Source organism: Actinospineispora acaciae DSM 45401 (assembly GCF_000620785.1).
GTDB lineage: Bacteria > Actinomycetota > Actinomycetes > Mycobacteriales > Pseudonocardiaceae > Pseudonocardia > Pseudonocardia acaciae.
The window spans coordinates 67,111-91,128 of sequence record NZ_JIAI01000019.1; the positions used below are offsets into that span (position 1 = coordinate 67,111).

At 71.8% G+C, this 24,018-nt stretch carries 27 protein-coding genes and 1 tRNA gene; 21 read left to right on the forward strand and 7 right to left on the reverse strand.

All coding sequences use genetic code 11. The features are described from left to right. Positions 1-36: 36 nt before the first annotated feature. From N912_RS0143340 to N912_RS0143380, 9 genes are all read left to right on the forward strand, one after another. Positions 37-696 carry a TetR/AcrR family transcriptional regulator gene (locus N912_RS0143340; protein ID WP_028927354.1) on the forward strand — a complete coding sequence of 220 codons (660 nt, stop codon included), beginning with the start codon at positions 37-39 and terminating at the stop codon, positions 694-696. An 83-nt stretch (positions 697-779) separates the two neighbouring features. Next, positions 780-1,148, forward strand: a complete 369-nt coding sequence (locus N912_RS0143345; RefSeq protein ID WP_084211839.1) for a YbaB/EbfC family nucleoid-associated protein — start codon at positions 780-782, stop codon at positions 1,146-1,148. Between the two features lie 30 nt (positions 1,149-1,178). Further along, the gene (gene recR, locus N912_RS0143350; RefSeq protein ID WP_028927356.1) at positions 1,179-1,796 is read left to right on the forward strand and encodes a recombination mediator RecR; all 618 of its coding nucleotides are present in this window, start codon (positions 1,179-1,181) and stop codon (positions 1,794-1,796) included. Positions 1,797-1,921: 125 nt separating this feature from the next. After that, complete coding sequence (locus N912_RS0143355) at positions 1,922-3,598, forward strand: ABC transporter substrate-binding protein (RefSeq protein WP_156994367.1); 1,677 nt, start codon at positions 1,922-1,924, stop codon at positions 3,596-3,598. A gap of 4 nt (positions 3,599-3,602) precedes the next feature. After that, a complete protein-coding gene (locus tag N912_RS0143360; protein ID WP_028927358.1) occupies positions 3,603-4,607 on the forward strand; it encodes an ABC transporter permease in 1,005 nt (334 codons plus the stop codon). Continuing rightward, the gene (locus N912_RS0143365) at positions 4,604-5,542 is read left to right on the forward strand and encodes an ABC transporter permease (protein WP_028927359.1); all 939 of its coding nucleotides are present in this window, start codon (positions 4,604-4,606) and stop codon (positions 5,540-5,542) included. The genes N912_RS0143360 and N912_RS0143365 overlap by 4 nt, the downstream gene beginning before the upstream one ends. Before the next feature lie 4 nt (positions 5,543-5,546). Next, positions 5,547-6,527, forward strand: coding sequence for an ABC transporter ATP-binding protein (locus N912_RS0143370; RefSeq protein WP_028927360.1), 981 nt, complete (start codon positions 5,547-5,549; stop codon positions 6,525-6,527). Next, positions 6,524-7,654, forward strand: a complete 1,131-nt coding sequence (locus tag N912_RS0143375) for an ABC transporter ATP-binding protein (RefSeq protein ID WP_028927361.1) — start codon at positions 6,524-6,526, stop codon at positions 7,652-7,654. Before N912_RS0143370 ends, N912_RS0143375 begins: the two co-directional genes overlap by 4 nt. A 93-nt stretch (positions 7,655-7,747) precedes the next feature. Beyond that, positions 7,748-9,478 carry a DUF885 domain-containing protein gene (locus tag N912_RS0143380; RefSeq protein ID WP_028927362.1) on the forward strand — a complete coding sequence of 577 codons (1,731 nt, stop codon included), beginning with the start codon at positions 7,748-7,750 and terminating at the stop codon, positions 9,476-9,478. On the opposite strand, the gene N912_RS0143385 is transcribed toward N912_RS0143380, so the two are convergent. Beyond that, a complete protein-coding gene (locus N912_RS0143385; RefSeq protein WP_028927363.1) occupies positions 9,475-10,083 on the reverse strand; it encodes a TetR/AcrR family transcriptional regulator in 609 nt (202 codons plus the stop codon). The two genes, N912_RS0143380 and N912_RS0143385, sit on opposite strands and share 4 nt — an antisense overlap. Before the next feature lie 103 nt (positions 10,084-10,186). Here N912_RS0143385 and N912_RS58350 point away from each other — a divergent pair, with 103 nt between their 5' ends. Both N912_RS58350 and N912_RS0143395 read left to right on the forward strand, forming a co-directional pair. Continuing rightward, positions 10,187-11,404: an MFS transporter gene (locus N912_RS58350; RefSeq protein WP_245645884.1), complete on the forward strand. Its 1,218-nt coding sequence runs from the start codon at positions 10,187-10,189 to the stop codon at positions 11,402-11,404. Then, positions 11,404-11,946, forward strand: a complete 543-nt coding sequence (locus N912_RS0143395) for a dihydrofolate reductase family protein (protein WP_028927364.1) — start codon at positions 11,404-11,406, stop codon at positions 11,944-11,946. Before N912_RS58350 ends, N912_RS0143395 begins: the two co-directional genes overlap by 1 nt. On the opposite strand, the gene N912_RS58355 is transcribed toward N912_RS0143395, so the two are convergent. Next, positions 11,931-13,001 (reverse strand): sigma-70 family RNA polymerase sigma factor, encoded by a 1,071-nt coding sequence (locus N912_RS58355; protein ID WP_051581607.1) that lies wholly within the window; start codon positions 12,999-13,001, stop codon positions 11,931-11,933. The genes N912_RS0143395 and N912_RS58355 overlap by 16 nt on opposite strands. Before the next feature lie 95 nt (positions 13,002-13,096). Between N912_RS58355 and N912_RS0143405 the strand changes: the two genes are divergently transcribed. Continuing rightward, on the forward strand, positions 13,097-13,303 hold the full coding sequence (locus tag N912_RS0143405; RefSeq protein WP_028927365.1) for a hypothetical protein: 207 nt from the start codon (positions 13,097-13,099) through the stop codon (positions 13,301-13,303). Positions 13,304-13,347: 44 nt separating this feature from the next. Further along, on the forward strand, positions 13,348-13,740 hold the full coding sequence (locus N912_RS0143410; protein WP_028927366.1) for a RidA family protein: 393 nt from the start codon (positions 13,348-13,350) through the stop codon (positions 13,738-13,740). Between the two features lie 10 nt (positions 13,741-13,750). On the opposite strand, the gene N912_RS0143415 is transcribed toward N912_RS0143410, so the two are convergent. The 3 genes from N912_RS0143415 to N912_RS58360 form a co-directional block, all read right to left on the reverse strand. Beyond that, a complete protein-coding gene (locus N912_RS0143415; RefSeq protein ID WP_028927367.1) occupies positions 13,751-14,128 on the reverse strand; it encodes a hypothetical protein in 378 nt (125 codons plus the stop codon). A gap of 43 nt (positions 14,129-14,171) precedes the next feature. Then, the gene (locus N912_RS0143420; RefSeq protein ID WP_028927368.1) at positions 14,172-14,540 is read right to left on the reverse strand and encodes an MmcQ/YjbR family DNA-binding protein; all 369 of its coding nucleotides are present in this window, start codon (positions 14,538-14,540) and stop codon (positions 14,172-14,174) included. Positions 14,541-14,755: 215 nt separating this feature from the next. Then, a complete protein-coding gene (locus N912_RS58360) occupies positions 14,756-15,358 on the reverse strand; it encodes a sugar phosphate isomerase/epimerase family protein (RefSeq protein WP_051581608.1) in 603 nt (200 codons plus the stop codon). Positions 15,359-15,705: 347 nt separating this feature from the next. Between N912_RS58360 and N912_RS0143430 the strand changes: the two genes are divergently transcribed. Next, positions 15,706-16,266 carry a GrpB family protein gene (locus N912_RS0143430; RefSeq protein WP_028927369.1) on the forward strand — a complete coding sequence of 187 codons (561 nt, stop codon included), beginning with the start codon at positions 15,706-15,708 and terminating at the stop codon, positions 16,264-16,266. Between the two features lie 214 nt (positions 16,267-16,480). Here the strand turns inward: N912_RS0143430 and N912_RS0143435 are convergent. After that, a tRNA-Lys gene (locus N912_RS0143435) sits at positions 16,481-16,553 on the reverse strand. A 98-nt stretch (positions 16,554-16,651) separates the two neighbouring features. On the opposite strand from N912_RS0143435, the gene N912_RS0143440 reads away from it, so the two are divergent. The 3 genes from N912_RS0143440 to N912_RS0143450 are packed head-to-tail and all read left to right on the forward strand — an operon-like array spanning position 16,652 to position 18,974. Continuing rightward, positions 16,652-16,960 (forward strand): hypothetical protein, encoded by a 309-nt coding sequence (locus N912_RS0143440; protein WP_156994368.1) that lies wholly within the window; start codon positions 16,652-16,654, stop codon positions 16,958-16,960. Further along, positions 16,957-17,766, forward strand: coding sequence for a transglycosylase SLT domain-containing protein (locus N912_RS66665; protein WP_281176386.1), 810 nt, complete (start codon positions 16,957-16,959; stop codon positions 17,764-17,766). The genes N912_RS0143440 and N912_RS66665 overlap by 4 nt, the downstream gene beginning before the upstream one ends. After that, complete coding sequence (locus N912_RS0143450) at positions 17,766-18,974, forward strand: pyridoxal phosphate-dependent aminotransferase (protein ID WP_051581610.1); 1,209 nt, start codon at positions 17,766-17,768, stop codon at positions 18,972-18,974. Before N912_RS66665 ends, N912_RS0143450 begins: the two co-directional genes overlap by 1 nt. A 6-nt stretch (positions 18,975-18,980) precedes the next feature. Here N912_RS0143450 and N912_RS58370 read toward each other — a convergent pair whose 3' ends face one another. Continuing rightward, the gene (locus N912_RS58370) at positions 18,981-19,970 is read right to left on the reverse strand and encodes a threonine aldolase family protein (protein WP_245645886.1); all 990 of its coding nucleotides are present in this window, start codon (positions 19,968-19,970) and stop codon (positions 18,981-18,983) included. A 285-nt stretch (positions 19,971-20,255) separates the two neighbouring features. Here N912_RS58370 and N912_RS0143460 point away from each other — a divergent pair, with 285 nt between their 5' ends. The 4 genes from N912_RS0143460 (at position 20,256) to N912_RS0143475 (ending at position 23,972) form a co-directional block, all read left to right on the forward strand. After that, complete coding sequence (locus N912_RS0143460) at positions 20,256-20,774, forward strand: SigE family RNA polymerase sigma factor (RefSeq protein WP_028927372.1); 519 nt, start codon at positions 20,256-20,258, stop codon at positions 20,772-20,774. 36 nt (positions 20,775-20,810) lie between these two features. Continuing rightward, a complete protein-coding gene (locus tag N912_RS0143465) occupies positions 20,811-21,635 on the forward strand; it encodes a hypothetical protein (protein WP_028927373.1) in 825 nt (274 codons plus the stop codon). Between the two features lie 70 nt (positions 21,636-21,705). Continuing rightward, complete coding sequence (gene purB / locus N912_RS0143470) at positions 21,706-23,118, forward strand: adenylosuccinate lyase (protein WP_028927374.1); 1,413 nt, start codon at positions 21,706-21,708, stop codon at positions 23,116-23,118. 17 nt (positions 23,119-23,135) lie between these two features. Continuing rightward, positions 23,136-23,972 carry a phosphoribosylaminoimidazolesuccinocarboxamide synthase gene (locus N912_RS0143475; RefSeq protein ID WP_028927375.1) on the forward strand — a complete coding sequence of 279 codons (837 nt, stop codon included), beginning with the start codon at positions 23,136-23,138 and terminating at the stop codon, positions 23,970-23,972. Positions 23,973-24,018: the final 46 nt, after the last annotated feature.

Genomic DNA, 24,018 nt, shown 5'->3' on the forward strand with positions numbered 1-24,018 from the left:
GGTGCACTCACCCCGTGCCGGGTAAGGTCCGCCGCCATGAACGAGGCGTCCGGGGAAGGCAAACGGCCCGGGCGCCCACCCTCCCTGACCAGAGAAGACATCGCCAGGGCCGCGCTGGAGGCCGGTCGGGAGCGGGGCATGGAGGCGGTGTCCGTGCTCGCGGCGGCCAGGGTGCTCGGCGTCAGCCACTCCACCCTGTACGGCTACGTGCGCGACCGGGGCGAGGTGGTCTTCGCCGCCGTCGAGCTGGCTACCTCCGAGTTCGAATGGCCGCCCGCCGACCAGGACTGGCGCCCGCTGCTGACCGCGTTCGCCGAGGCGCTGTGGACGTTCCTGAACCGCTACCCGGGCATGGCCGAGGTGCTCTACGCCCTGCCCAACGCGCCGAAGCCGTTCGTCCGCGTCCTGGTCGGCTACGGGACCGCCCTGCGCGCCGCCGGGTTCTCCCCGAGGGACGCCCTGGTTGCCGTGGACATGATCGTCGACCTCACGCTGTGCAGCGACATAGCGATGCGCGGGCTGGACCGCGTGCACCAGACCGCCGACGGCCCGCGCCGGCTGCGCGAGCTGCTCACCAGGGTGTGGGCCGAGCTGGACGACTCGGTACTCGAAGAGGCGGCCTGGAGCGGCCGAGGCCGGTTCGACGACAAGCTCGCCGTGATCTTGGACGGCTTCGCCGCCCGAGTCCGCCGCTGACCGGCCGCGTCGCCGCCTCCGACCGCCGCCACGGGACTACGCTGGTCGGCAAGCACGGCCGAGGCACGGAGGAGACCAGTCCCATGACCATGGGTCAGCCCGATATGAACATGATCCTCCAGCAGGCCCAGCGCATGCAGCAGCAGCTGGCCGCCGCGCAGGACGAGCTCGCCGAGGCCGAGGTCACCGGCCAGGCCGGCGGTGGCCTGGTCAAGGTCACCCGCACCGCGGCCGGCGAGATCCGCTCGGTGAGCATCGACCCGAAGGTGGTCGACCCGCAGGACGTGGAGACGCTGCAGGACCTGATCGTCGGCGCCATCCAGGACGCCGACCGGGCCGCCAAGGAGCTGCAGGAGGAGAAGCTCGGCGGCGTCGCGGGCGGCCTCGGCCAGCTGGCCGGCGGCCTCGGGCTACCCGGCATCGGCCCGGGCGGCCCCGGCGGCAACGCCTGACCGGCCTTCACGCGGGGGACGACACACACGGTGTTCGAAGGACCGGTCCAAGACCTGATCGACGAGCTGGGCCGGCTGCCCGGCATCGGCCCGAAGAGCGCGCAGCGCATCGCGTTCCACCTGCTGGCCGCCGACCCGGCCGACGTCGGCCGGCTGGTGGAGGTGCTGGAACGGGTCAAGCAGGGCGTGCGGTTCTGCGAGGTCTGCGGCAACGTCTCGGAGAAGGACAGGTGCCGCTACTGCGCCGACGCCCGCCGCGACGCCACCCTGGTGTGCGTGGTCGAGGAGCCCAAGGACGTGCTCGCGGTGGAGCGCACCCGCGAGTTCCGGGGCCGCTACCACGTGCTCGGCGGCGCCCTCGACCCGCTGGCCGGCGTCGGCCCCGACCAGCTGCGGATCCGCCAGCTGGTGTCCAGGATCGGCGGCACCGGCCCCGCCGAGGACGAGACGGCCATCGCGGAGATCATCATCGCCACCGACCCGAACACCGAGGGTGAGGCGACGGCCACCTACCTGCTGCGCCTGCTGCGCGACTTCCCCGGTCTCACCGTGTCCCGGCTGGCGTCCGGCCTGCCGATGGGCGGCGACCTGGAGTTCGCCGACGAGCTCACCCTGGGCCGGGCACTGTCCGGCCGCCGAGCGATGTGACTGTGATGTGACAACGGCATAACACCATGCCGCGAGCACCAGTTTCTGGTGCTCGGGTCTACCCATGTGGTACCGCTCACTAATAGGGTCACTCGATCGTGACTACTCCGAGGGGGAGCGTTCACATGCGTCCTTTCCTGCCGTCGCGCGCAAAGATGCTCGCGGCGCTGTCCGCCGGACTGCTGCTGGCCTCACTGACCGCCTGCGCCACCTCGCAGCGCGGCCAGGGTGGCGGCAACGGCGACACCCTGGTGTTCGGCGCCGCCGGCGCGCCCAAGATGTTCGACCCGGTCTTCACCGATGAAGGCGAAAGCTTCCGTCCGATCCGGCAGATGTACGAAACGCTGATCACGTACAAGCCGGGCACCGCCGAGCTGACCCCGGGCCTCGCCACCGCCTGGCAGAACTCCGCCGACGGCAAGACCTGGACGTTCACCATTCGCGACGGGGTGAAGTTCCACGACGGCACCCCGGTGGACGGCGCCGCGGTGTGCGCCAACTTCGACCGCTGGTACAACATGCCCGGCGCGGCCGCCCAGTCCCAGATGATCTACTACGGGGACATCTTCGAGGGCTTCGCGCACAACCAGGGCGACGCCGGCGGCCAGCCGCTCTACCAGTCCTGCGAGGCCCCGGACGCGCACACCGCCGTGCTCAAGCTGAACCGCCCGAAGGGCGCGCTGCCGGCCGCGTTCGGGCTGACCTCGCTGTCCATCTCCAGCCCGACGGCGCTGAAGAAGTACAACGCCGACGCGGTGACCCAGAGCGGCGACTCGTTCAGCTACGGCGAGTACGCCACCGCGCACCCGACCGGCACCGGGCCGTTCAAGTTCGAGGCCTACGACAAGGCCAACAACACCATCACCATGGTCCGCAACGACGACTACTGGGGCGAGAAGGCCAAGGTCGCGCGCCTCATCTTCAAGATCATCCCGGACGAGAACGCGCGCAAGCAGGAGCTGCGCGCCGGCACCATCGACGGCTACGACTACCCGTCGCCCGCCGACCTGGCCAGCCTGCGCAAGGACGGCTTCCAGGTGCTGGCCCGCAAGCCGTTCAACCTGCTGTACCTGGGCATCAACCAGAAGAACAACCCGGCGCTGCGCGACATCAGGGTGCGCCAGGCGCTGGCCTACGGGGTGAACCGGGAGGCGCTGGTCCGCAACAAGTTCCCGGAGGGCGGGGTGGTGGCCTCCCAGTTCATGCCGGAGGCGATGGCCGGGTGGACCAAGGACGTCCAGCAGTACCCGTACGACCCGGCCAAGGCCAAGGCGCTGCTCGCCGAGGCGGGCGCGTCCAACCTGACGCTGACCTTCTACTACCCGACCGAGGTCACCCGCCCGTACATGCCGAACCCGACGGACATCTTCGCGGTGATCGCCGAGGACCTGCGCCAGATCGGCGTGACCGTCAACCCGGTGCCCAAGCCGTGGAACAGCGGCTACAAGGACGACGTGCAGAAGCTCGGCAAGCACGACATCCACCTGCTGGGCTGGACCGGCGACTACAACGACGCCGGCAACTTCGTGGGCACCTTCTTCGGCCGCCAGAAGCCGGAGTTCGGCGTCAACGACCCGGCCATGTTCGACGAGCTGACCAAGGCCGACGGCACCCTCGACCCGGCCGGGCACACGGCGGCCTACCAGCAGGCCAACAGGGACCTGATGGCCAAGTTCCTGCCCTCGGTGCCGCTGGCCAGCGCGCCGGCGTTCATCGTGGTGCGGGACAACGTGCACGGGCTGATCCCCAGCCCGCTCACCTACGAGGTGTTCGGGCCGGTCAGCAAGGGCGCGGCCGAGTAGTCCGATGCTGCGGTTCGTGGTGCGGCGGCTCCTCCAGGTGGTGCCGACGCTGTTGTTGCTGTCCGTGTTGGTGTTCGCCTGGCTGCGCTCGCTGCCGGGCGGGCCGGCGGCCGCGCTGCTCGGGGACAAGGCGACCCCGGAGAAGGTCGCTTCACTGAACCACGTGATGGGCCTGGACCAGCCGATCTGGACCCAGTACGTGCGGTTCCTGGGCCGCGCGCTGACCGGCGATTTCGGCAGCTCGCTGGTCAGCGGGGACAAGGTGATGACCGAGATCGGCAGGGCGATGCCGGCCACCATCGAGCTGGCGGTGATGGCGCTGCTCATCGCGATAGCGGTGGGCATCCCGATGGGCTACCTGGCGGCGACCCGGCGCGGGCGGCCGCTGGACAGCGCCACCATCATCGCCAGCCTGGTCGGGGTGGCGGTGCCGGTGTTCTTCCTCGGTTACCTGCTCAAGGCGGTGTTCGCGGTCAAGCTCGGTTGGCTGCCGCCCTCCGGCCGGCAGTCGATCGGGCTGGACGCCACCCGGGTCACCGGGTTCGCCGTGTTCGACGGGCTGATCACCAGGGAGTTCGACGCGGCATGGGACGCGTTCGCGCACCTGATCCTGCCGGCGGTCACGGTGGCCACCATTCCGCTGGCGGTGATCGTCCGGATCACCAGGGCGTCCGTGCTGGACGTGCTCGGCTCGGACTACATCCGCACCGCGCGGGCCAAGGGGCTGGCGCCGGTCACCATCCGGGGTCGGCACGTGCTGCGCAACGCGCTGCTGCCGGTGTCCACGGTGATCGGGCTGCAGACCGGGTTGTTGCTGGCCGGCGCGGTGCTCACCGAGACGGTGTACGTCTGGGGCGGGGTCGGCACGCTGCTCTCGGAGGGCATCTACCGGCATGACTATCCCCGGCTGCAGGCGCTGCTGCTGATGGGCGCCCTGGTGTACGTGGTGGTCAACCTGCTGGTCGACGTCTCGTACGCGGTCATCGACCCCCGGGTGCGGGTGTCATGAACGTGTTGCTGCGGCGCCGGCGCGACCGGCTGGACTCGCTGGCCGAGGCGGGCGCCGGCCAGGAGGGGCGCAGCCTGCTCGCCGAGGCGCTGGTCAGGCTGCGGCGCGACCCGGTGGCGATCAGCGGCGCCGCGATCATCGCGGTGTTCGTGCTGATCGCGCTGTTCGCGCCGCTGCTCGCGCCGCACGACGGGGCGCAGAGCTTCGACGAGCTGCGCGCGGCGCTGCGGCCGGACTCGATACCCGGCCCGCGCCCGGGGTTCCCGCTGGGCAGCGACCAGAACGGGCGCGACGAGCTGTCCCGGATGATCCTGGCGTCCCAGCAGACCCTGCTGGTCGGCGTGCTGGCCACGTTGATCGGGCTGTCCGCCGGATCGGTGATCGGGGTGCTGGCCGGGGCGTTCGGCGGCTGGGTGGACGCGCTGCTGATGCGGGTCACCGACGTGCTGCTGGCGTTCCCCAGCCTGCTGCTGGCGATCTCCATCGCGGCGCTGGCCGCCCGCCCCAGCCAGACCACCGTGATCATCGCGGTGTCCATGGTGTGCCTGCCGGTGTTCGCCAGGCTGCTGCGCGCGGGCATGCTCGCGCAGCGGCACAGCGACTACGTGCTGGCGGCCACCGCGCTCGGGGTGCGCCGCAAGGACATCGTGCTGCGCCACATGCTGCCCAACGCGGTCGGCCCGGTGATCGTGCAGGCCACCCTGGTGCTGGCCAGCTCGATCCTGGAGGCGGCCGCGCTGTCCTTCCTGGGCCTCGGCGACGCCGACCCGGGGCGGGCGGAGTGGGGGCTGATGCTGGCCAACGCGCAGGCCTACCTGGACGTCCGCCCCGAGCTGGCGTTCTACCCGGCGGTGGCGATCATCCTGGTGGCGCTCGGCTTCACGCTGCTCGGCGAGGCGATGCGCGAGGCACTCGACCCGAAGAACCGGCGGTGACGTGATGGCCCTTCTCGAGGTGCGCGAGCTGGGGGTGGCCTTCTCCGGGCACCGCCGGGGGGCGCGGGAGACGGTCGCGGTGGACGGCGTGAGCTTCGACGTCGAGCCCGGGCAGGTGGTCGGGCTGGTCGGCGAGTCCGGCTGCGGCAAGTCGGTGACCGCGCTGGCGGTGATGGGCCTGCTGCCGCGCCGGGGCGTGCGGGTCAGCGGGCGGGCGGTGTTCGACGGCACCGACCTGCTCGCGCTGCCCGAGCCGGAGATGCGCGACCGGCGCGGGTGCGACCTGAGCATGGTGTTCCAGGACCCGCTGTCCGCGCTGAACCCGGTGGTCCCGATCGGGATCCAGGTCACCGAGGTGCTGCGCCGGCACCGCTCGATGTCCGCCGGCGCCGCGCGGGAGGAGGCGGTCGCGCTGCTCAACCGGGTCGGCATCCCGGACCCGGCGCGGCGGCTGCGGGAGTACCCGCACCAGCTCTCCGGCGGCATGCGCCAGCGCGCGCTGATCGCCATCGCGCTGGCGTGCCGGCCCCGGCTGCTCATCGCCGACGAGCCGACCACCGCGCTGGACGTCACGATCCAGGCGCAGATCCTGGCGCTGCTCGCCGAGCTGGTCGCCGACACCGAGACCGCGCTGATCATGATCACGCACGACCTAGGGGTGGTGGCCGGCCTGTGTGACCAGGTGAACGTGCTCTACGGCGGGCGGGTGGTGGAGCGCTCGGAGCGGCGCGAGTTGTTCGCCACGCCTCGGCACCCGTACACGCACGGGCTGCTCGGTTCGATCCCTCGGCTGGACGCCGCCCCCGGCGGGCGGCTGGACGCGATCAAGGGCTCGGTGGCGGACAACCTGCCGTGGGCGCACGCGTGCGCGTTCGCGCCACGGTGCGAGCGGGTGCTGGACTCCTGCCGGGAGGTCACGCCGCCGGTGGAGCGGGGCGGGGAGGACCGGCTGTTGCGCTGCCACAACCCGGTGCCGGCGTCATGACCACCCATCGGCTGCTGGTCGAGGTGGACGACCTCGCGGTGCGCTACCCGATCAAGCGCGGGCTGTTCGTGGACCGCACGGTCGGGCACGTGCACGCGGTGGACGGGGTGTCGCTGCGCATCCGCGCCGGCGAGACGTACGGGCTGGTCGGCGAGTCCGGGTGCGGGAAGTCCACGCTCGGGCGGGCACTGCTGCGGCTGACCGAGCCGTCCGAGGGGCGGGTGGTGTTCGACGGGGTGGACCTGGCCGGGCTGCGCGGCGAGGCGCTGCGCCGGATCCGTCGGCGGCTGCAGATGGTGTTCCAGGACTCGCTGGCCAGCCTGGACCCGCGCCAGTCGGTGCGCTCGATGCTGCTGGAGGCGCTGCGCGCGCATGCGCTGGAGGAGTCCAGCGAGGAGGCGACGGACGCGCGGATGCGCGAGCTGCTGGACGCGGTCGGGCTGCCGTCCGGGGCGCTGCGGCGGTATCCGCACGAGTTCTCCGGCGGGCAGCGCCAGCGGCTGGGCATCGCGCGGGCGCTCGCGGTCCGGCCGGACCTGATAGTGGCCGACGAGCCGGTGTCCGCGCTGGACGTCTCGGTGCAGGCTCAGGTGCTGAACCTGCTCGACGACCTGCAGGACGAGTTCGGGCTGACCTACCTGGTGATCGCGCACGACCTGGCGGTGGTGCGGCACGTGGCCGACCGGGTCGGCGTGATGTACCTGGGCGGCATCGTCGAGGAGGGGCCGGCGGGGTCGCTGTACGACACGCCGCTGCACCCGTACACCCGCGCGCTGCTGTCCGCGGTGCCGGTGCCCGACCCTGAGGTGGAGGACCGCCGGGAGCGGATCCTGCTCAGCGGCGACCTGCCCTCGCCGGCCGCGCCGCCGAGCGGCTGTCGGTTCCACACCCGCTGCCCGTGGCGCCAGCCCACCCGGTGCGCCGACGAGCGCCCGGTGTTGCGCCGGTTGCCGGGGGCCGATCCCGGGCTGGAGGCGCACACCGTGGCCTGCCACTACGCCGAGGTGATCCGGTCCGGCGAGCTGCGTCCGCACCGGGTGGAGCCGGAGGCGGTGACCGAGGTGGGCGAACCGACCGCCGCGCCACCCCCCACCCCGGCGTCCGTGACCGAAATACTCCGCCGCTGACCGGTTTCGTCCACAGTCGTGCGTGGTGCTCGACCTTGAATCGATCTAGGTGGAACCATGTGACGCCTGGCACATCGATTCTCGGGGGGATCCATGAACCGGTGGTTGGGCCGTGTCGCTGTTTTCGTCGTCGTCCCGTTGATGATCGTCACCGGCTGCGCGACGGCGCCCGCGCCATCGCCCGCGCCGCCGGCCGGCGGGGACTGGGCCGGTTTCCTGCGCGACTTCCAGGAGGGCTACTTCGCGCGCAACCCACCGTTCGCGGTCTCGCAGGGCCGCCACGAGTACGACGGGCGGCTGCCGGACTGGACCCCGGAGGGGATCCGGGCGAACACGCAGTGGCTGCACGAGCGGCGCGCGGCGGCCGAGAAGTTCGAGGACCGCTCGCTGAACGACGACCAGCGTTTCGAGCGGCAGTACCTGCTGTCCCGGATCGACACCGACCTGTTCTGGCGTGAAGAGGTCGAGCAGCCGTTCACGAACCCGGCCTACTACCTGGACGGCGGGCTGGACCCGAGCGTCTACCTGACCCGCCCGTACGCCTCGCCCGAGGCGCGGCTCAAGGCGTTCGTCACCTATGCGCGCGCCATTCCGACCGCCGTCGCGCAGATCCGGGCGAACCTGCGGATGCCGTTGCCCAAGAGCTTCATCAAGTACGGCGTGGACGGGTTCGGCGGCTATCCGGACTTCTACCGAAACGACGTGCCGAAGGTGTTCGCGAGCGTCACCGACCAGGCGTTGCGGGGCGAGCTGACCGCCGCGGTCGAGCCGGCCGCCCGCGCCATGCGCGAGCTCGCCGACTGGCTCAACGCCGCCATGCCCCAGGCCGGCGAGAACTTCGTGCTCGGCCCGGAGAAGTTCGCCGACATGCTCAACAAGACCGAGCGGGTGACCACCCCGATCCCCGAGCTGGAACGAGTCGGGCGCGCCGACCTGGCACGCAACCTCGACGCGCTGCGCCAGGCCTGCGCCCAGTTCCGGCCGGGCGCGACGATCCAGGACTGCGTCGCGGCCGACGCCGCCGTCAAGCCGGCGGGCAGCTCGGTGGAGGCCGCCCGCACCCAGCTGGTCTCGCTGCGCCAGTTCATCGTCGACCACAACGTGGTGACCATTCCCGGCCCGGAGGAGGCCAAGGTCGACGAGGCCCCGCCGTACCAGCGCTCGAACTTTGCGTTCATCAACATCCCCGGCCCCTACGACAAGGGCATGCCGTCGGTCTACTACATCGCGCCGCCGGATCCGTCGTGGCCGAAGGAGGAGCAGGAGGCGTACATCCCGGGTGAGTCGTCGCTGTTGTTCACCTCCGCGCACGAGGTCTGGCCCGGCCACTTCCTGCAGTTCCTGCACGCCAACCGGTCGAAATCCGAGTTCGGGCAGCTGTTCGTCGGTTACGCCTACTCCGAGGGCTGGGCGCACTACACCGAGGAGATGATGTGGGAGGCCGGCCTCGGCAACGGCTCGCCGGCCACGCACGTCGGCCAGCTCACCGAGGCGCTGCTGCGCAACGTGCGGTTCCTGTGCTCGATCGGGCTGCACACCCAGGGCATGAGCCAGGCCAGCTGCGAGACCATGTTCCGCGAGCAGGCCTTCCAGGATCCCGGCAACGCCCGCCAGCAGGCCGCGCGCGGCACCTACGACCCCGCGTACCTGAACTACACGATGGGCAAGCTGATGATCCGCAAGCTGCGCGAGGACTGGACGGCGAGCCGGGGCGGCCGGGCGGCGTGGAAGGAGTTCCACGACCGGTTCCTGTCCTACGGCGGGCCGCCGATCCCGCTGGTCCGTGCCCAGATGATGGGCCCGGCGGGCGGCTCGCTGTTCTAACGCACGTCCGTGGTGGGGCGGCCGGTCAAGGCGGCGACGGTTCGTTGTATCGACGAGGTGAGCTCGGCCGCGCTGTGCCCCGCGCGGATGCGGACCCGCCAGCCGATGATGAGGGTGAACAGCGCGTCGGTGAGCGTGTCGGGGTCGGCGGTGGCCGGCAGCTGCCCGGTGTCGCGGAGCCTGCACAGCAGATCGCGCAGTCCGGTGCGGGTGAGGTCGAACGCCGCCTCGGTGCGGGTGGCGACCTCGGGGTCCGTGTAGCCGATCTCGGCGGCGGTGTTGACCGCGAAGCAGCCGGCCGGCTCGTCGGCCTGGGCGTCCGCCCCGATGGCGATGGCGATCAGGGACTCGACGAGATCGTCGACGGTCGGGGCGGCGGCCTGGAATCGGGTGAGGCCCTCGGTGCTCTCGTGATCCCGGTAGTGGTCGAGAGCCCGTAGGAACAGCCGGTGCTTGTCACCGAAGGTGCGGTACAGGCTGCTGGGGCTGAGCCGGAGCGCCTCGCCGAGGTCTCGCACGCTCGTCGCGTTGTAACCCAGGCGCCAGAAGACCGTGACGGCGTCGGCGACGGCGGCCTCCTCGTCGAACTCGCGCGGCCTCGCCATCGGGCCTCCCCTCCGGGACGTGTTGTGGAGCGATCGCTCCCAATGCTAGCCTGCGTGGAATTTGGGAGCGATCGCTACCAAATCTAGGAAAAGGGGCCCGCGGGTGGCGTCGACGGAGGTCAAGGCAGAGCGGTGGGGTGCGGCGTGGGCGGCGATGCTGGGTGTGTTCGTGCTGGTGGTCGCCGAACAGTTGCCCGTCGGCCTGCTGACCTCGCTGAGCTCGACCCTGGAGGTGACCGAGGGCCTCGCCGGGCTGAGCGTGACGGTCCCGAGCATCGTCGCGGGGCTGGCGGCACCGGTGGTTCCGCTGCTGGTCGGCCGGCTCGACCGGAGGGTCGTGCTGGTCGGGTTGATGGTCATCATGACCGCGGCGAACGCGGTGTCGTGGCTGGCGCCGACCTTCGGCGTGCTGCTGGTGTCGCGGGTGTTCGTCGGCATCGCCATCGGGGGCTTCTGGGCGATCGGCGGCGGGCTGGCGGTGAGCCTGGTCTCGCCGGCGAAGGTGCCTCGGGCGACCTCGATCATCTTCGCCGGGGTCGCCGCGGCCAACGTGCTGGGTGTTCCGCTGGGCACGGTCCTTGGCGATGCCCTCGGGTGGCGGCTGGCGTTCGCCGCCCTGGGGGCCTCGGCGGTCGTGTCGCTGGTGGCGCTGCTGGTGGCGCTGCCGCCGCTGACCGCGCAGGCGCCGGTTCGGCCTCGGCTGCTCGTCGCCCAGGTTCGTAACCGGACGGTCGCGGTCGGGCTTGTCGTCACCCTGTTCGCCGTCGCGGGTCACTTCGCCGCGTTCACCTTCATCGGCCCGATGCTGCGGGACATCGTCGGCATGTCGGTCTCCTCGGTCGGCCCGACCCTGCTCGCCTACGGGCTCGTCGGCCTGGCCGGGAACCTCGTCGCCGGCGCCCTGCTCGCCCGTGGCGTCTCGCGCGTCGTCGTCACCATGCTCGGGGTGATCACGCTGGCGTTGGGGGTGCTGCCGATCGTCGGTTTCCAACCGATCTCGGGCATCGCGCTGATCCTGCTGTGGGGCCTGTTCTTCGGCGGGCTGTCGGTCAGCATGCAGACCTGGATGATCACCGCCGCACCGAAGGCCGTCGAGGCGGCGACCGCGCTGTGGGTGGCGGTGTGGAACCTCTCGATCGGGCTCGGTGCGCTCGTCGGGGGTACCGCGGTCGACCATCTCTCGCTGCATGCCATGGTCTGGATCGCGGGCGGCGCGGTCCTGGTGTCCTTCGTCATCGGGGTCACCCGATCGGCCGCGCTCGCGGCGATTCCTTTCCGTCTCGTCAGGGGTCTGTACCGGCGAGACGGAAGGAGACCGTGATGAGGAAGCTGATCGAATCGACGTTGGTGTCGCTGGACGGGGTCGTCGGGGCGCCCTGGGAGTGGACCGGCGGGTACTTCGACGGTGAGGTGAAGGACTACTCGCTGGCCCAGCTGGACGAGTACGACGCGTTCCTGCTCGGGCGGGTGACGTACGAGAAGTTCGCGTCGTCGTGGGGTGCGATCCAGGGGGACCCGTACCTCGACAAGATCAACAGCATGTCGAAGTACGTCGCGTCGACGACGCTGCGCGAGACCACCTGGAACGCCACGCTGCTCGACGGCGACCTCGCCGAGGAGGTGGCCAAGCTCAAGGCCCAGCCGGGCAAGGCGCTCATCAAGTACGGCACCAGCGGGCTGGACCGCACGCTGATCGAGCACAACCTGATCGACAGGTTCCAGTTCCTGATCTTCCCGGTGGTGGTGGGTGGCTCGGGTGGGCGGTTGTTCGAGGGGGTCGAAGCCGGCCGGCTGAAGCTGGAGCTGGTCGAGACGAAGACGTTCGGCAACGGCGTGGTGGCGCTGAACTACGTGCCGGGCTGATCGCTCGGCTCCGCGGACAGCTCGGTGGGCAGGTCGAAGCGGGCGAAGTGCTCGCGGCCGAGGAACGAGGTGATCTCGGCGATCCGGTCGCCGAGCAGCGTGAAGACGTTGATCGACCAGGCTCGGTACGGGCCGGCGTCGTCCTCGCCGCGCAGGTAGGACGCCACGGCGGGCTGGCCGTTCGCCCCGGTTCGGAGGTGTCGCCATGAGCCGCAGTCGTTCAGCGGCACCCTGAGCGCGAAGTCGGTGACCGCGTCCAGGCCGTGGTACCAGTGCGGCATCGGCGGCATCGACCAGGTGACGTCCTCGGTGAGCAGCGCGATCAGGGCGTCGGCGTCGCCTCGTTCCAGCGCCGTGGTGTAGCCGGTGACGATCTCGCGCAGGCGCGCGTCGCCGATCTCACGCAGCGTGCGCTGCTGGGTGCGGGCGGGCACCTTCTCGGACACGATCCGGCGCGCCCGCTGCAGGGCGCTGTTCACCGAGGCCGTCGAGGTGTCCATGGTGGCGGCGATCTCGGCCACCGAGAACCCGAGCACCTCGAACAGCAGCAGCGCGGCGCGCTGGTTGCCCGGCAGGTGCTGCAGGCTGGCCACGAACGCGAGCTCGACGGCCTCACGCTGCTCGTAGCGGGCGTCCGGGCCGGCTTGGCCGCCGCCAAGGGCGGTGTCCGGGTACGGGCCGAGCCAGGCGACCTCGTTGCGCACCGCGTCGTCGAGCACCGCCCGCTCGCTGGCCGGGCCGAGGTCGACCGGCAGCGCGCGCCTGCCCCGGCGTTCCACCGTGTCCAGGCAGGTGCGGGTGGCCACCGTGTACAACCACGACCGCAGCGAGCTGCGCCCCTCGAACCGGGCCAGCCCCCGCCACGCCCGCAGCAGCGCGTCCTGCAGCGCGTCGTCGGCGTCGTGCACGGAGCCGAGCATCCGGTAGCAGTGCGCGTGCAGCTCGCGCCGCAGCGGCTCCACCAGCCGGGTGAAGGCGGCATCGTCGCCGTTGCGCGCCTTGGCCAGGTCGTCCTGGTTGTCGACGCCGGCCGCGTGGGTCGAAGTGTCGCTCACGGCTACGAGTCTGCCTGACACTGACGTTCGCGATCGCGAACGATTCGGCGCAATCCGGGTCCGAGCGTCCGTGCGCATCGCGATCGTGCCGAACCATGACGGTTCTCGCTGTCGGCGCCGGAGGGGACGGGGCCGGGACGTTCCTGGCGTTGGTGTTCTTGCTCGGCATGGCGTACCTGGTGCTGCGGTTCTTCCGCCGTCGCATCGGCGGGAAGGGCGGCGGAGCCGAGAAGGCCAGCATCGGCGCCTGGTTCCTGCTGGCCGCGATCGTCGTCGGGTTCCTGGTCGCCACCGGCCGGTGAAACCGTCGTGACTCGCCGCCGCCCGTGCGGCAGGGTTATGTGCCATGCCGATCACCAGCTTCAACCCGGACGACGTCTTCCCGCCGTACACCAACTACAGCCACGCCATCGAGGTGAGCGGTGACTCGCGGCTGTTGTTCATCAGCGGTCTGAACGGCTACCGCTCGGACGGAACCACCATGCCGGAGTCGTTCGAGGACCAGGCCGAGCAGATCTGGCAACACCTGGGCACGATCCTGAACGCCGCCGGCCTGACCTACACCGACCTGATCTCCACCCGTACCTATCTCGCCGACCCGAAATACCGCGCGGCCAATACCGCGCTGCGCGCCAAGTACCTGGGCGAGCACCGCCCATCCTTGACCGTCGTGTGCTGCCAACTGCTCGACCCGGCGTGGAAACTGGAAATGGAAGCCGTCGCCGCGACATCGACCTGAATCGGGCCGTTCACCGCGGCGATGGCCGGCCCACCCTGCGCATGACCCACCCGGCCCATCCCACCGCCGTGCCGACGACGCCGACAACCAGGTGCACCCCGTTGTCGTCGAACGAGAGCGCCTCGACCCTCTCGAGCATCCCGAGGTTGCCGACCACCCCAATGACCAGCCAGAACAACCCCAACCACCGGTTCACCGGGCCGACGTAGCGCCCCCGGTACGCCCACGCCGCCGCCAGCCACAGCGCGCCGGACACGAGGTGCAGCAGCCCGTGCACCGGCTCCGGAACGTCCCACCCCGACACGCCCTCGAGCCGCACGAACCTCAGCACGCCGACCACCACGAACCCACAGCCGATCACGGTGGCCCAGAGCCTCGCGAGCCGCATGAAACGAGTATGCCGCGGGCCGTGAGCCGTTGTCGGCGGTTTTCTACGCCGGCGTCGCTCCGTTGCGATCGTGCTCGGCCACCAGCTGTTTCGGCGCCTGGTTCCGCCACGCGTCCTCGACGAGCGACCGGATTCGATCTTCGGAAATGTTGCCGAGCTCGACCTGAAGCCCGAGAAAGCTCCGCCCCGCGTCGCGGCGCCGGACCGGCTCACAGGCGGACGGGTCGGCGGCCGCCGTATTCTCCGCCTGCTGTTCGCTAATGCAGAACACTGCCGTCGTCCCGTTCTTCCCCATGCCGAGGAAGGTTCGGCCCCGGACCTTGAAGATAGGAACATGGAACCGGAAATGGCTGGTCTCTTCGACCTCGGGCAGCGCAGTAGCCCAGCGCCGGATATTTTCGGTGGCGGTCACGGCAGCACCCTATCTGGCGTGCCCCGGCCGCCCGGACGGCACCGCCTGGTCAGCCCGCTCCGGCGAGGACCTCGCGCGGCCCCCGGGCGAAGGCGGCCACCGAGGTCCGTCCGGTGACGGCGGCTCGTCACGCGAACCGGGTGCACGCCGGCGGCCTGCGTGCATGGCGCACGGTCGACCCGCCCGTCCCCGCGGACGCCGCGCCCGAGCCCGACCTACCTCGCCAGGAACTGCGCGGCGCTCGTGTACGCGGCCCGAACGGCCGTCTGCACCGGCAGTTGTCGATACTCGACGGACAGCATTTCGACGCCCCACGGCCCGGCATAGCCGCCCCGCCGCACGGCGTCGACAAACCCCTGAACGTCGAGCTCTCCTTCGCCGGGAAACCTGCGCCGGTTGACGGTGTCCTCCACGAGGTTGCCCCGCACCTCGCGCGCGGCATCGTCCAACTCGACGCCCACAATGGCGGTGACCGGTATCGCGCTCAGGCTCTCGAAGTCGAAACCGGCCCGTGCGACGTGCCAGATGTCGAGGTACACCCCCACCGCGGGATTGCCCGCTTTCTGGACGACTTCGAGGGCCATCTCCGGTGTCCGAATGTCCGCGAACGGCACCGGTTCCAGACCGATCCGCGTTCCGGCATCGGCCGCCTGCCGGCCGAGCATGGCCAGTTCGGCTGCGATTCGGTCGCTGTCGAACTCCGCGCCGAAATAGTTCCCGCCGGCCTTGATACTCCGCGCCCCCAGCGCTTCGGCGGCCCGCAGCAGATCGCCCCGCTGCCGATCCGAGCTCGCCCGTTCCGCCCCGTCCCGTACCACCCGTCGAGGCACTCCAACTCGACGAACCGAACCCCGTTGGCGTCCAGCATCACCCTGAACTCGTGCAGCCCGATCGTGTTCTCCACCGCGAGCAGGTCACCGTGCCGGATCCCGAACCCTCGGAAACCCGCCCACGCCGCCGCCTCGACCCGTTCCCGGATCGGCACCGGACTACGGTCGTCGCCCGACAACGGATCGCAGGCACCCGCGGTGGTCCAGCTCGCGGCGATCAGATCAGGTATGGGCATAGGGTCCTCGCGTTCGCCCGACATGTCGTGACCAGCTAACCGGCCTCACACCACCAAAGGAAATGCCGATCGGGCATGGCACCGTGTAGCTTCGATCCGGTGATCACCGTCGTCGACTATGACCCAGGTTGGCCTGATCGATTCGAAGCGCTCCGAGCCGAGTATTCGAGCGCCCTGGAGGCCGCCGGTGTTCCGATCATCGGTATCGAGCACGTTGGTAGCACATCGGTTCCAGGCCTTGCCGCGAAGCCAATTATCGATGCCGACATAGTGGTTGCTGAACCCGATGTCATCGCGGCCAGCGACGTCCTGACTGATCTCGGTTTCACCCCCGTCGGTGAGCTGGGAATTCCCCAGCGGTGGGCATTCAAGGAACCCGCGCGACTGGCCGGCACCAACACCTACGTAATCGTGGCCGGATCCCTGTCACTCCGTAATCACCTGGCCGTCCGAGATACCCTTCGCGCCGACAGCGCACTGCGAGCAGAATACGGCGCGATCAAGAAACAAGTCGGGGCGCACGCGGCGAACATCGACGAATACGGGCACGGCAAGAACGGCATGGTCCAGAAGATCCTCGCCGCCGCCGGCCTGAGCGCCGAGGAACGAGCCCGCATCGACGCCAGCCAGGTGCCCAGCCACGACGAGCTACCCCGATGACACGCCGGTGTGCGCTCTCCGCGGACACGGCTGCCCAGAGGGTGGGCCAAAGGTCCCACAATACGAACCGCAGACCGGCGCTGGTCAAAACCCAACGCAACCACGCCGGGTCGGAAGAAGCTCGCGCCGTGGGGGGCTTGGGGGGGGTCGACCCCCCAACATCATCGCCACCCGACCCGGTCTGCGCTCTCCGCGGACACGGCTGCCCAGAGGGTGGGCCCCGTGGGACTCGAACCCACAACCCGCGGATTAAAAGTCCGCTGCTCTGCCAATTGAGCTAGAGGCCCGTGCGGAGGGTCAGCCTACCTGCCCGCGGGCTCGGGGCCGCGCGATCCCGGCGAAGATCGAGTGGAACCGGGACGGTCCGGGAGCCGTCTGCATCAGTGTGACGCGTTATGTGCTGGCCGACCTGGAGCAGGTCGGCGCCGAGTTGGGCCGGTGGGCGGCCGAGGTCGCCGGGTGGCTCGATTCGGCGGCCGATGGTGGTTCGGCGGCGGCTTCGGAACGGGTCGATGCGGGTGAGGACGCGGCGTTGGCCGGGGCGGTGGCGCAGGTTGACCTGGCGTGTTACCAGGCGCTTTCGGCGGTGGCGACACGGTTGGCGTCGGCGGCGGAGTCGGTGGTGGCCTGTGCGGAGGGCATGCGTTCGGCGGACGCCGCGCTGGCCGAGCGGATCTGTCGGTGGTCGGGGTGAGCGGAGTGCTGGAGTCGGCGGTTCGGCGGTGGACCGAGGCGGCCGCGTTGCTCGCTCGGGTGGGGCGCGGACCGGCGGCCGGGCAGGCCTGGCTCGGGCCGGCGTGGAGCGGTAGCGCGGCGCGGGCGTACGAGGAGTGGGCCGGGGCGCTCGGCCAGGCCAGTGAGCGGGCGGCGCGGGCGTTGCGGGCGGCCGCCGACTCGGCTCGGGTGTTCGCCGGTACCTGGCCCGAGCGGTGCCTGGAGGCCGACCTGGACGCGGTGCGAGCCGGGACGCGGGCGATCGCGGACGTCCCGGTACCGGGCGAGCGGCCGGCGAGACCGCCACCGCCCGAGCCGGCGCGGCCGCCCGCGCGAGCGCCGAGTTCGAGGTCGAAGCCGCCGCGTCGCAAGGAGCGGCCGCGAGAACCCAGGCGACATGCCGTGCCGGCGCCGACACACGCGCCGGCCGGCTCGGTGCGCGACTGGATCGAGCGGGCGACGGCGATCCTGCGCGAGCACGGCTATCGGCCCGAGCAGATGGACCCGGACGCGATTGCGACGATCATCAAGCACGAGTCCAGCGGCAACCCGGCGGCGGTGAACAACTGGGACTCGAACGCCGCCAAGGGCATCCCGTCCACCGGGCTCATGCAAACCATTCCGCCCACGTTCGAGCGTTGGCACCTGCCGGGGCACGACCAGATCCTCGACCCGGTGGACAACATCATCGCCGGGGTGCGGTACGCGATCGCGCGGTACGGCTCGGTGTCGCGGGTGCCCGGGGTGGTCAGCCTCGCCGCCGGGGAGGGCTACCGTGGCTACTGATGAGCGGCACGATCGACGGAGCGGCCACGTCCGGAGCCAGGCTGGCGGTCGCCCGGCGCGCGGCGGTCGTCGAACCGTTCCACGTCATGGACGTCCTGGCGGCGGCGGCCGAGCGGCAGCGCAGCCACGGCGACCTGGTGAACCTGTCCGCCGGGCAGCCGTCCACCCCGGCGCCGGCGGCGGTGCGGGCGGCGGCCGCCGAGGCGCTGGCCTCCGACCTGCTCGGCTACACCGAGAGCGCGGGCATCCCCGAGCTGCGCACCGCGATCGCCGCGTACTACGGGCGGCGCTACGGGGTCTCGGTGGCCGCCGAGGACGTGGTGGTCACCACGGGTTCGTCCGGGGGTTTCCTGCTCGGCTTCCTGGCCGCCTTCGACGCCGGCGACCGGGTTGCGATGGCCCGGCCGGGCTACCCGTGCTACCGCAACATCCTGCACGCGCTGGGCTGCGAGGTGGTCGAGCTGGACTGCGGGCCGGGGACCCGGTTCCAGCCGACCGTGGAGATGCTCGAGCGGCTGCCCGCGAGCGGTCCGGTGCGCGGGCTGGTGCTGGCCAGCCCGGCCAACCCGACCGGCACGGTGCTGGAGCCCGGCGAGCTGGCCCGGATCGCGGCCTGGTGCGAGCACAACGGCGTCCAGCTGGTCAGCGACGAGATCTACCACGGCATCTCCTACCCGGGCACGCCGCCGACCGCCTGCGCCTGGCAGACCTCGCGCGAGGCGATCGTGGTCAACTCGTTCTCCAAGTACTTCTCCATGACCGGCTGGCGGCTCGGCTGGCTGCTGGTGCCGCCTCGGCTGCGGCGCGCGGCGGAGCGGCTGACCGGCAACTTCACCGTGTGCCCGCCGGCGTTGCCGCAGGTCGCCGCCTTGTCCGCGTTCGAGCCGGCCAGCATTGCGGAGGTCGAGTCGCACGTCGCCCGGTACGCGGTGAATCGGTCGCTGCTGCTGGACGGGCTGCCCCGGCTGGGGATCGACAAGCTCGCCCCGGCGGACGGCGCGTTCTACGTGTACGCGGACGTGGGCCACCTGACCGACGACTCGATGGCGTTCTGCCGCACGGTACTCGCCGAGACGGGCGTCGCGGTGGCGCCCGGGCTGGACTTCGACACCGAGCACGGCAACCGCTTCATCCGGTTGTCCTTCGCCGGTTCGAGCGAGGACATCGCCGAGGCCCTCGCCCGGCTGGAGCGGTTCCTCGCGCGGTAGGCCGGGTCAGGCGAGGCGGCGGGAGGGGCCGTAGTCCGCCTCGGCCGGGCCGATGCGGTGTAGCGCGGCGTCGATGTCGGCGTCGGTCAGGTCGCCGTGGGTGACGAACCGGATCCGGCCGCCGATCGGGCCGGCGAGCACCTTCGCCTGGGCCAGCCGGCGCAGCGTGCTGGGCAGGTCGGCGGGGGTGAGCAAGACGATGTTGGTCGCCGGGGTGGTGACCGGCCAGCCGAGCTCGGCCAGTCCTTCGGCCAGTCGGGCGGCGCGGTCGTGGTCCTCGGCGAGGCGGTCGATGTTGTCCAGTGCGACCAGGCCGGCGGCGGCCAGCACGCCACCCTGGCGGACGCCGCCGCCGAGCATCTTGCGCAAACGGCGGGCCTCCTCGACGAACTCCGCCGTGCCGGCCACCAGCGAGCCGACCGGCGCGCCGAGGCCCTTGCTCAGGCACACCTGCACGGTGTCGACGCCGACGGTCAGCGCGGCGGGTGGCAGGCCGAGCGCGACCGAGGCGTGCCACAGCCGGGCCCCGTCGAGGTGCACCTTGAGGCCGCTGCGGCGGGCGGCGGCGGCCAGTGCGGCGTGCTCGTCGACCTCGGTGACCACGCCGCCGGAGGACATGTGGGTGTTCTCCAGGCAGAGCAGCGTGGTGCGCAGCGTGTAGTACGGCCCCGGAGTGCCGGCCGCCCGGATCACCGCGTCCGGGCTGATCTTGCCGGGGCCGGCGTCGTGCGGCAGCGGGGACGGCATGCCCCCGGCCAGCCAGGCCGGCGTGCCGAGCTCGGCATCCAGCACGTGCGAGCCGGCCGGCGCCAGGAACGCGTCACCGCGCTGTAGGTGGGCGGTGAGCGCGATCAGGTTGCCCATCGAGCCGCTGGGCACCCACAGCGCGGCCTGCACCCCGAGCAGCGCGGCGATGCGTTCCTGCAGCTCGGCCATGGTCGGGTCGCCGTCGAGCACGTCGTCGCCGACCTCGGCGGTGGCCATCGCCGCGCGCATCTGCTTGCTCGGCTGGGTGACCGTGTCCGACCGGAGATCGATCGGGGCGTCGCCGCCGGAGCGGGCCGAACGACCGGATCGGGCGGCGGGGCGTGTGGAGTGGCGCACGCTGAGACATTCAAGCAGCTCTCCGCTCCGAGGTCTCGGCGGGGTAACAAATCCATTACGGAAGTCGGGTTTTTCCGAAGCCATGCAACCGGGAGGCGCGGCGGTTCCGTCCGGGTGTGTGAGCGTCCGGGCGGCAGGCCCCATCATGTGTCACGCGGGCTCGAGGGAAGGGGTGAGGTGGACCAGGCCGGCGAGCGGGCGTTCGAGGAGTTCTTCCGGACACGGCGCGATGCCGTGCGCCGCAGCGCCTACCTGCTCTGCGGCGACTGGCACCACGCCGACGACCTGGCGCAGACGGCGTTCGTGGCGCTGCACCGCAAGTGGAACAGCATCCGCGAGCCGGCCGCCGTGGACGCCTACCTGCGGCGGACGCTGGTACGGGCGCTCATCGACGAGACGCGCCGGCCGTGGCGGCGGGAACGCGCGGTCTCCGAGCCGCCGGAGCCGTCGGCGGTCGCGGACGGCACGGCGGACGGGGTGGCGACCCGGCACGCGCTGGTGGCGGGGCTGCGCGAGCTGCCGCCGCGACAGCGGGCGGTGCTGGTGCTGCGGTTCCTGGAGGGGCTGGACGTGGCGGCCACGGCGCGGGCGCTGGGCTGTCGGCAGGGCACGGTGAAGAGCCAGACGGCGCACGGGCTGGCCGCGCTGCGGTCGGTGCTGGGCACCGCGCTGGACGACCTGAGGCCGACCGGATGAACGCGCGGACGCACACCGGACGGGAGGTGACCGGAGATGGATGAGCGCAGGCTGGCCGAGCTGTTCCGAGACGCGGCCGACGACGCCGCCGGCCAGGCCCCGCCGGCCACCTTCGACCATGCCGACGTGCTGGCCGGCTCCCGGCGGGCGCACCAGCGCCACCAGCGGCGGGTGGCCGGCGGTGTCGCGGTGGCCGCCGTCGCGGTGGCGGCCGTCGGCCTTGCCGGGGCCGGGGTGTTCGGCTCGTCGACCGGCACGTCCAGCACGCTCGCGGGTCCGGCCCCGGCCAGCGCGCCGGACCGGCCCGGGTTCGCGCCGGACGCCAGGTCCGCGCGCCCGCTCGAGGCCGCCCCGCCAGGAGCGCCGCAGGCGGCGGTGCCGTACGGATCCGGTCCGGGCGCGGCGGCGTCACCGGGTGCGCCGGGAGCGCCCGCGCCGGCGCCCGCACCGAAGGAGGCGCCGAACCTGGCCACGCCGTTCGACGCCAGGCAGCGGGAGGCCCCGGCCGGGTGCGCCGGCCCGGACCCGGAGTTGTTCGCCCAGCTCGCGGCCGTGCTCCCGGCCGTGAAGGACGCCATCCCGCGCGCCCCGTCCGACTCCGAGGGGTGTCCGCCTGGGGCCAGGGGAGTCGAGGTGGACGTTGACGACGGCGGCGTCCGGGGCACGTTGCGGGTGGTGCTCTCGCCGGCCGGCTCCGGCGTGGCGGGCATGGGCGCGAGCGGTTCGGACGCGCTGGCGACCGCGCGCAAGACCCGGGCCGGTGACGAGCTGAGCGTCACCGTGATCGCGGCCGGTCCCGGTCAGGCCCCGTTCGTCGGCCAGCTCAACCGGATCGCCACCGACCTCGCCGGCCGGCACTGACCGGGCGGTCGTGAGTGGCGAGCACCGCTATGGCCGGACGCCGCTCACGACCGGCCGTAGGCTGCAAGCCGTGATACCGAACGTGCTGGCCAGCCGGTACGCCAGCCCAGAGCTGACCCGGCTGTTCTCCCCGGAGTACAAGATCGTGCTGGAGCGACGGCTCTGGCTGGCGGTGCTGCGCGCACAGCGTGAGCTGGGGGTGGACGTCCCGGAGCGGGCGATCGCGGACTACGAGCGGGTGGTCGAGGACGTCGACCTGGACTCGATCGCGGCCCGCGAGCGGGTCACCCGCCACGACGTGAAGGCGCGCATCGAGGAGTTCAACGCGCTGGCCGGCCACGAGCACGTGCACAAGGGCCTGACCAGCCGCGACCTCACCGAGAACGTGGAGCAGTCGCAGGTCCGGGCCGGGCTGGTGCACCTGGCCGACCGGACGGTCGCGGTGCTGGCCAGGCTGGCCCGCCGCGCCGGCGAGTACCGCGAGCTGGTGATCGCCGGGCGCAGCCACAACGTCGCCGCGCAGGCCACCACGCTGGGCAAGCGGTTCGCCAGCGCGGCCGACGAGCTGCTGGTCGCGCGCGGCCGGTTGACCGAGCTGATCGAGCGGTACCCGCTGCGCGGCATCAAGGGGCCGGTCGGCACCGGGCAGGACGTGCTGGACCTGCTCGGCGGCGATCCCGCGAAGCTGGCCGAGCTGGAGCGGCGGGTGGCCGACCACCTCGGCTTCGCCACCGTGCTGACCAGCGTGGGGCAGGTCTACCCACGCTCGCTGGACTACGAGGTGATCACCGCGCTGGTGCAGCTGGCCGCCGGGCCGTCCAGCCTGGCCACCACGATCCGGCTGATGGCCGGGCAGGAGCTGGTCACCGAGGGTTTCCGGCCCGGCCAGGTCGGCTCGTCGGCGATGCCGCACAAGATGAACACCCGTTCCTGCGAGCGGGTCAACGGGCTGGCCGTGGTGCTGCGCGGGTACGCGAGCATGGCCGGCGAGCTGGCCGGCAGCCAGTGGAACGAGGGGGATGTGTCCTGCTCGGTGGTGCGCCGGGTGGCGTTGCCGGACGCGTTCTTCGCCGTGGACGGGCTGATCGAGACGTTCCTGACGGTGCTCGACGAGTTCGGCGCCTACCCCGCGGTGATCGCCCGCGAGCTGGACCGCTACCTGCCGTTCCTGGCCACCACCAGCGTGCTGATGGCCGCGGTGCGCGCCGGCGTCGGCCGTGAGACCGCGCACGAGGTGATCAAGGAGCACGCGGTGGCGGTGGCGCTGGCCATGCGCGAGCGGGGCCAGGCCGGCAACGACCTGCTGGACCGGCTGGCCGCCGACCCCCGGCTCGGGCTGGCGCCCGGCGCGCTGAAGCCGGCCGACCCGCTGGAGTTCACCGGCGCGGCGCGCGCCCAGACCGACGAGGTGATCGCGCGCGTGGCGGAGGTCGCCAAGGCCAACCCGGACGCCGCCGGCTACACGCCGTCACCGATCCTGTAGCGGGAGGTACGCCGAACATGGAGCTGCTGCACTCCGGCAAGGTGCGCGAGGTCTACCTGGACCGGGGCGACATCGTGCTGGTCGCCTCCGACCGGGTGTCGGTCTACGACGTGGTGCTGCCCACCCCGATCCCGGACAAGGGGGCGCTGCTCACCCAGCTCTCGCTGTGGTGGTTCGGCAAGTCGGCGGACGTGGTGGACAACCACGTGATCTCCGGGACGGACGTGCCCGACGGGGTGGCCGGCCGGGCGATCCGGTGCCGGCGGCTGGAGATGCTCCCGGTCGAGTGCATCGCGCGCGGCTACCTGACCGGGCTGGGCCTCAAGGAGTACCAGCGCGACGGCGCGGTCTCCGGGGTGCGGCTGCCGGACGGGCTGGTGGAGGGCTCGAAGCTGCCCGAGCCGATCTTCACGCCGACCACCAAGGCGCCGGTCGGCGAGCACGACGAGTTCATGACCTTCGACGACGTGGTCGCGCTCGTGGGCGCGGACACCGCCGCCGAGCTGCGCCGGGCCACCCTGGAGCTGTACCGGCGGGGCGCGGAGCTGGCGGCGGCCAACGGGATCCTGATGGCGGACACCAAGTTCGAGTTCGGCCGGGCGGCGGACGGGGCGCTGGTGCTCGGCGACGAGATCTTCACCTCGGACTCGTCCCGGTACTGGCCGGCGGTCGACTGGGAGCCGGGTCGCCCGCAGCGCTCGTTCGACAAGCAGATCGTCCGGGACTGGGCCAACGGCACCGGCTGGGACCGGCGCCCGCCCGGGCCGGAGGTGCCCGCCGAGATCGTGCAGCTGGCCAGGTCCCGGTACGTCGAGCTGTACGAGCGGATCACCGGCCACCACTGGGTCGGCTGACCACGGCGGCGACGTCACCTGCGCTTTCACGGCATCGTCACGGTGC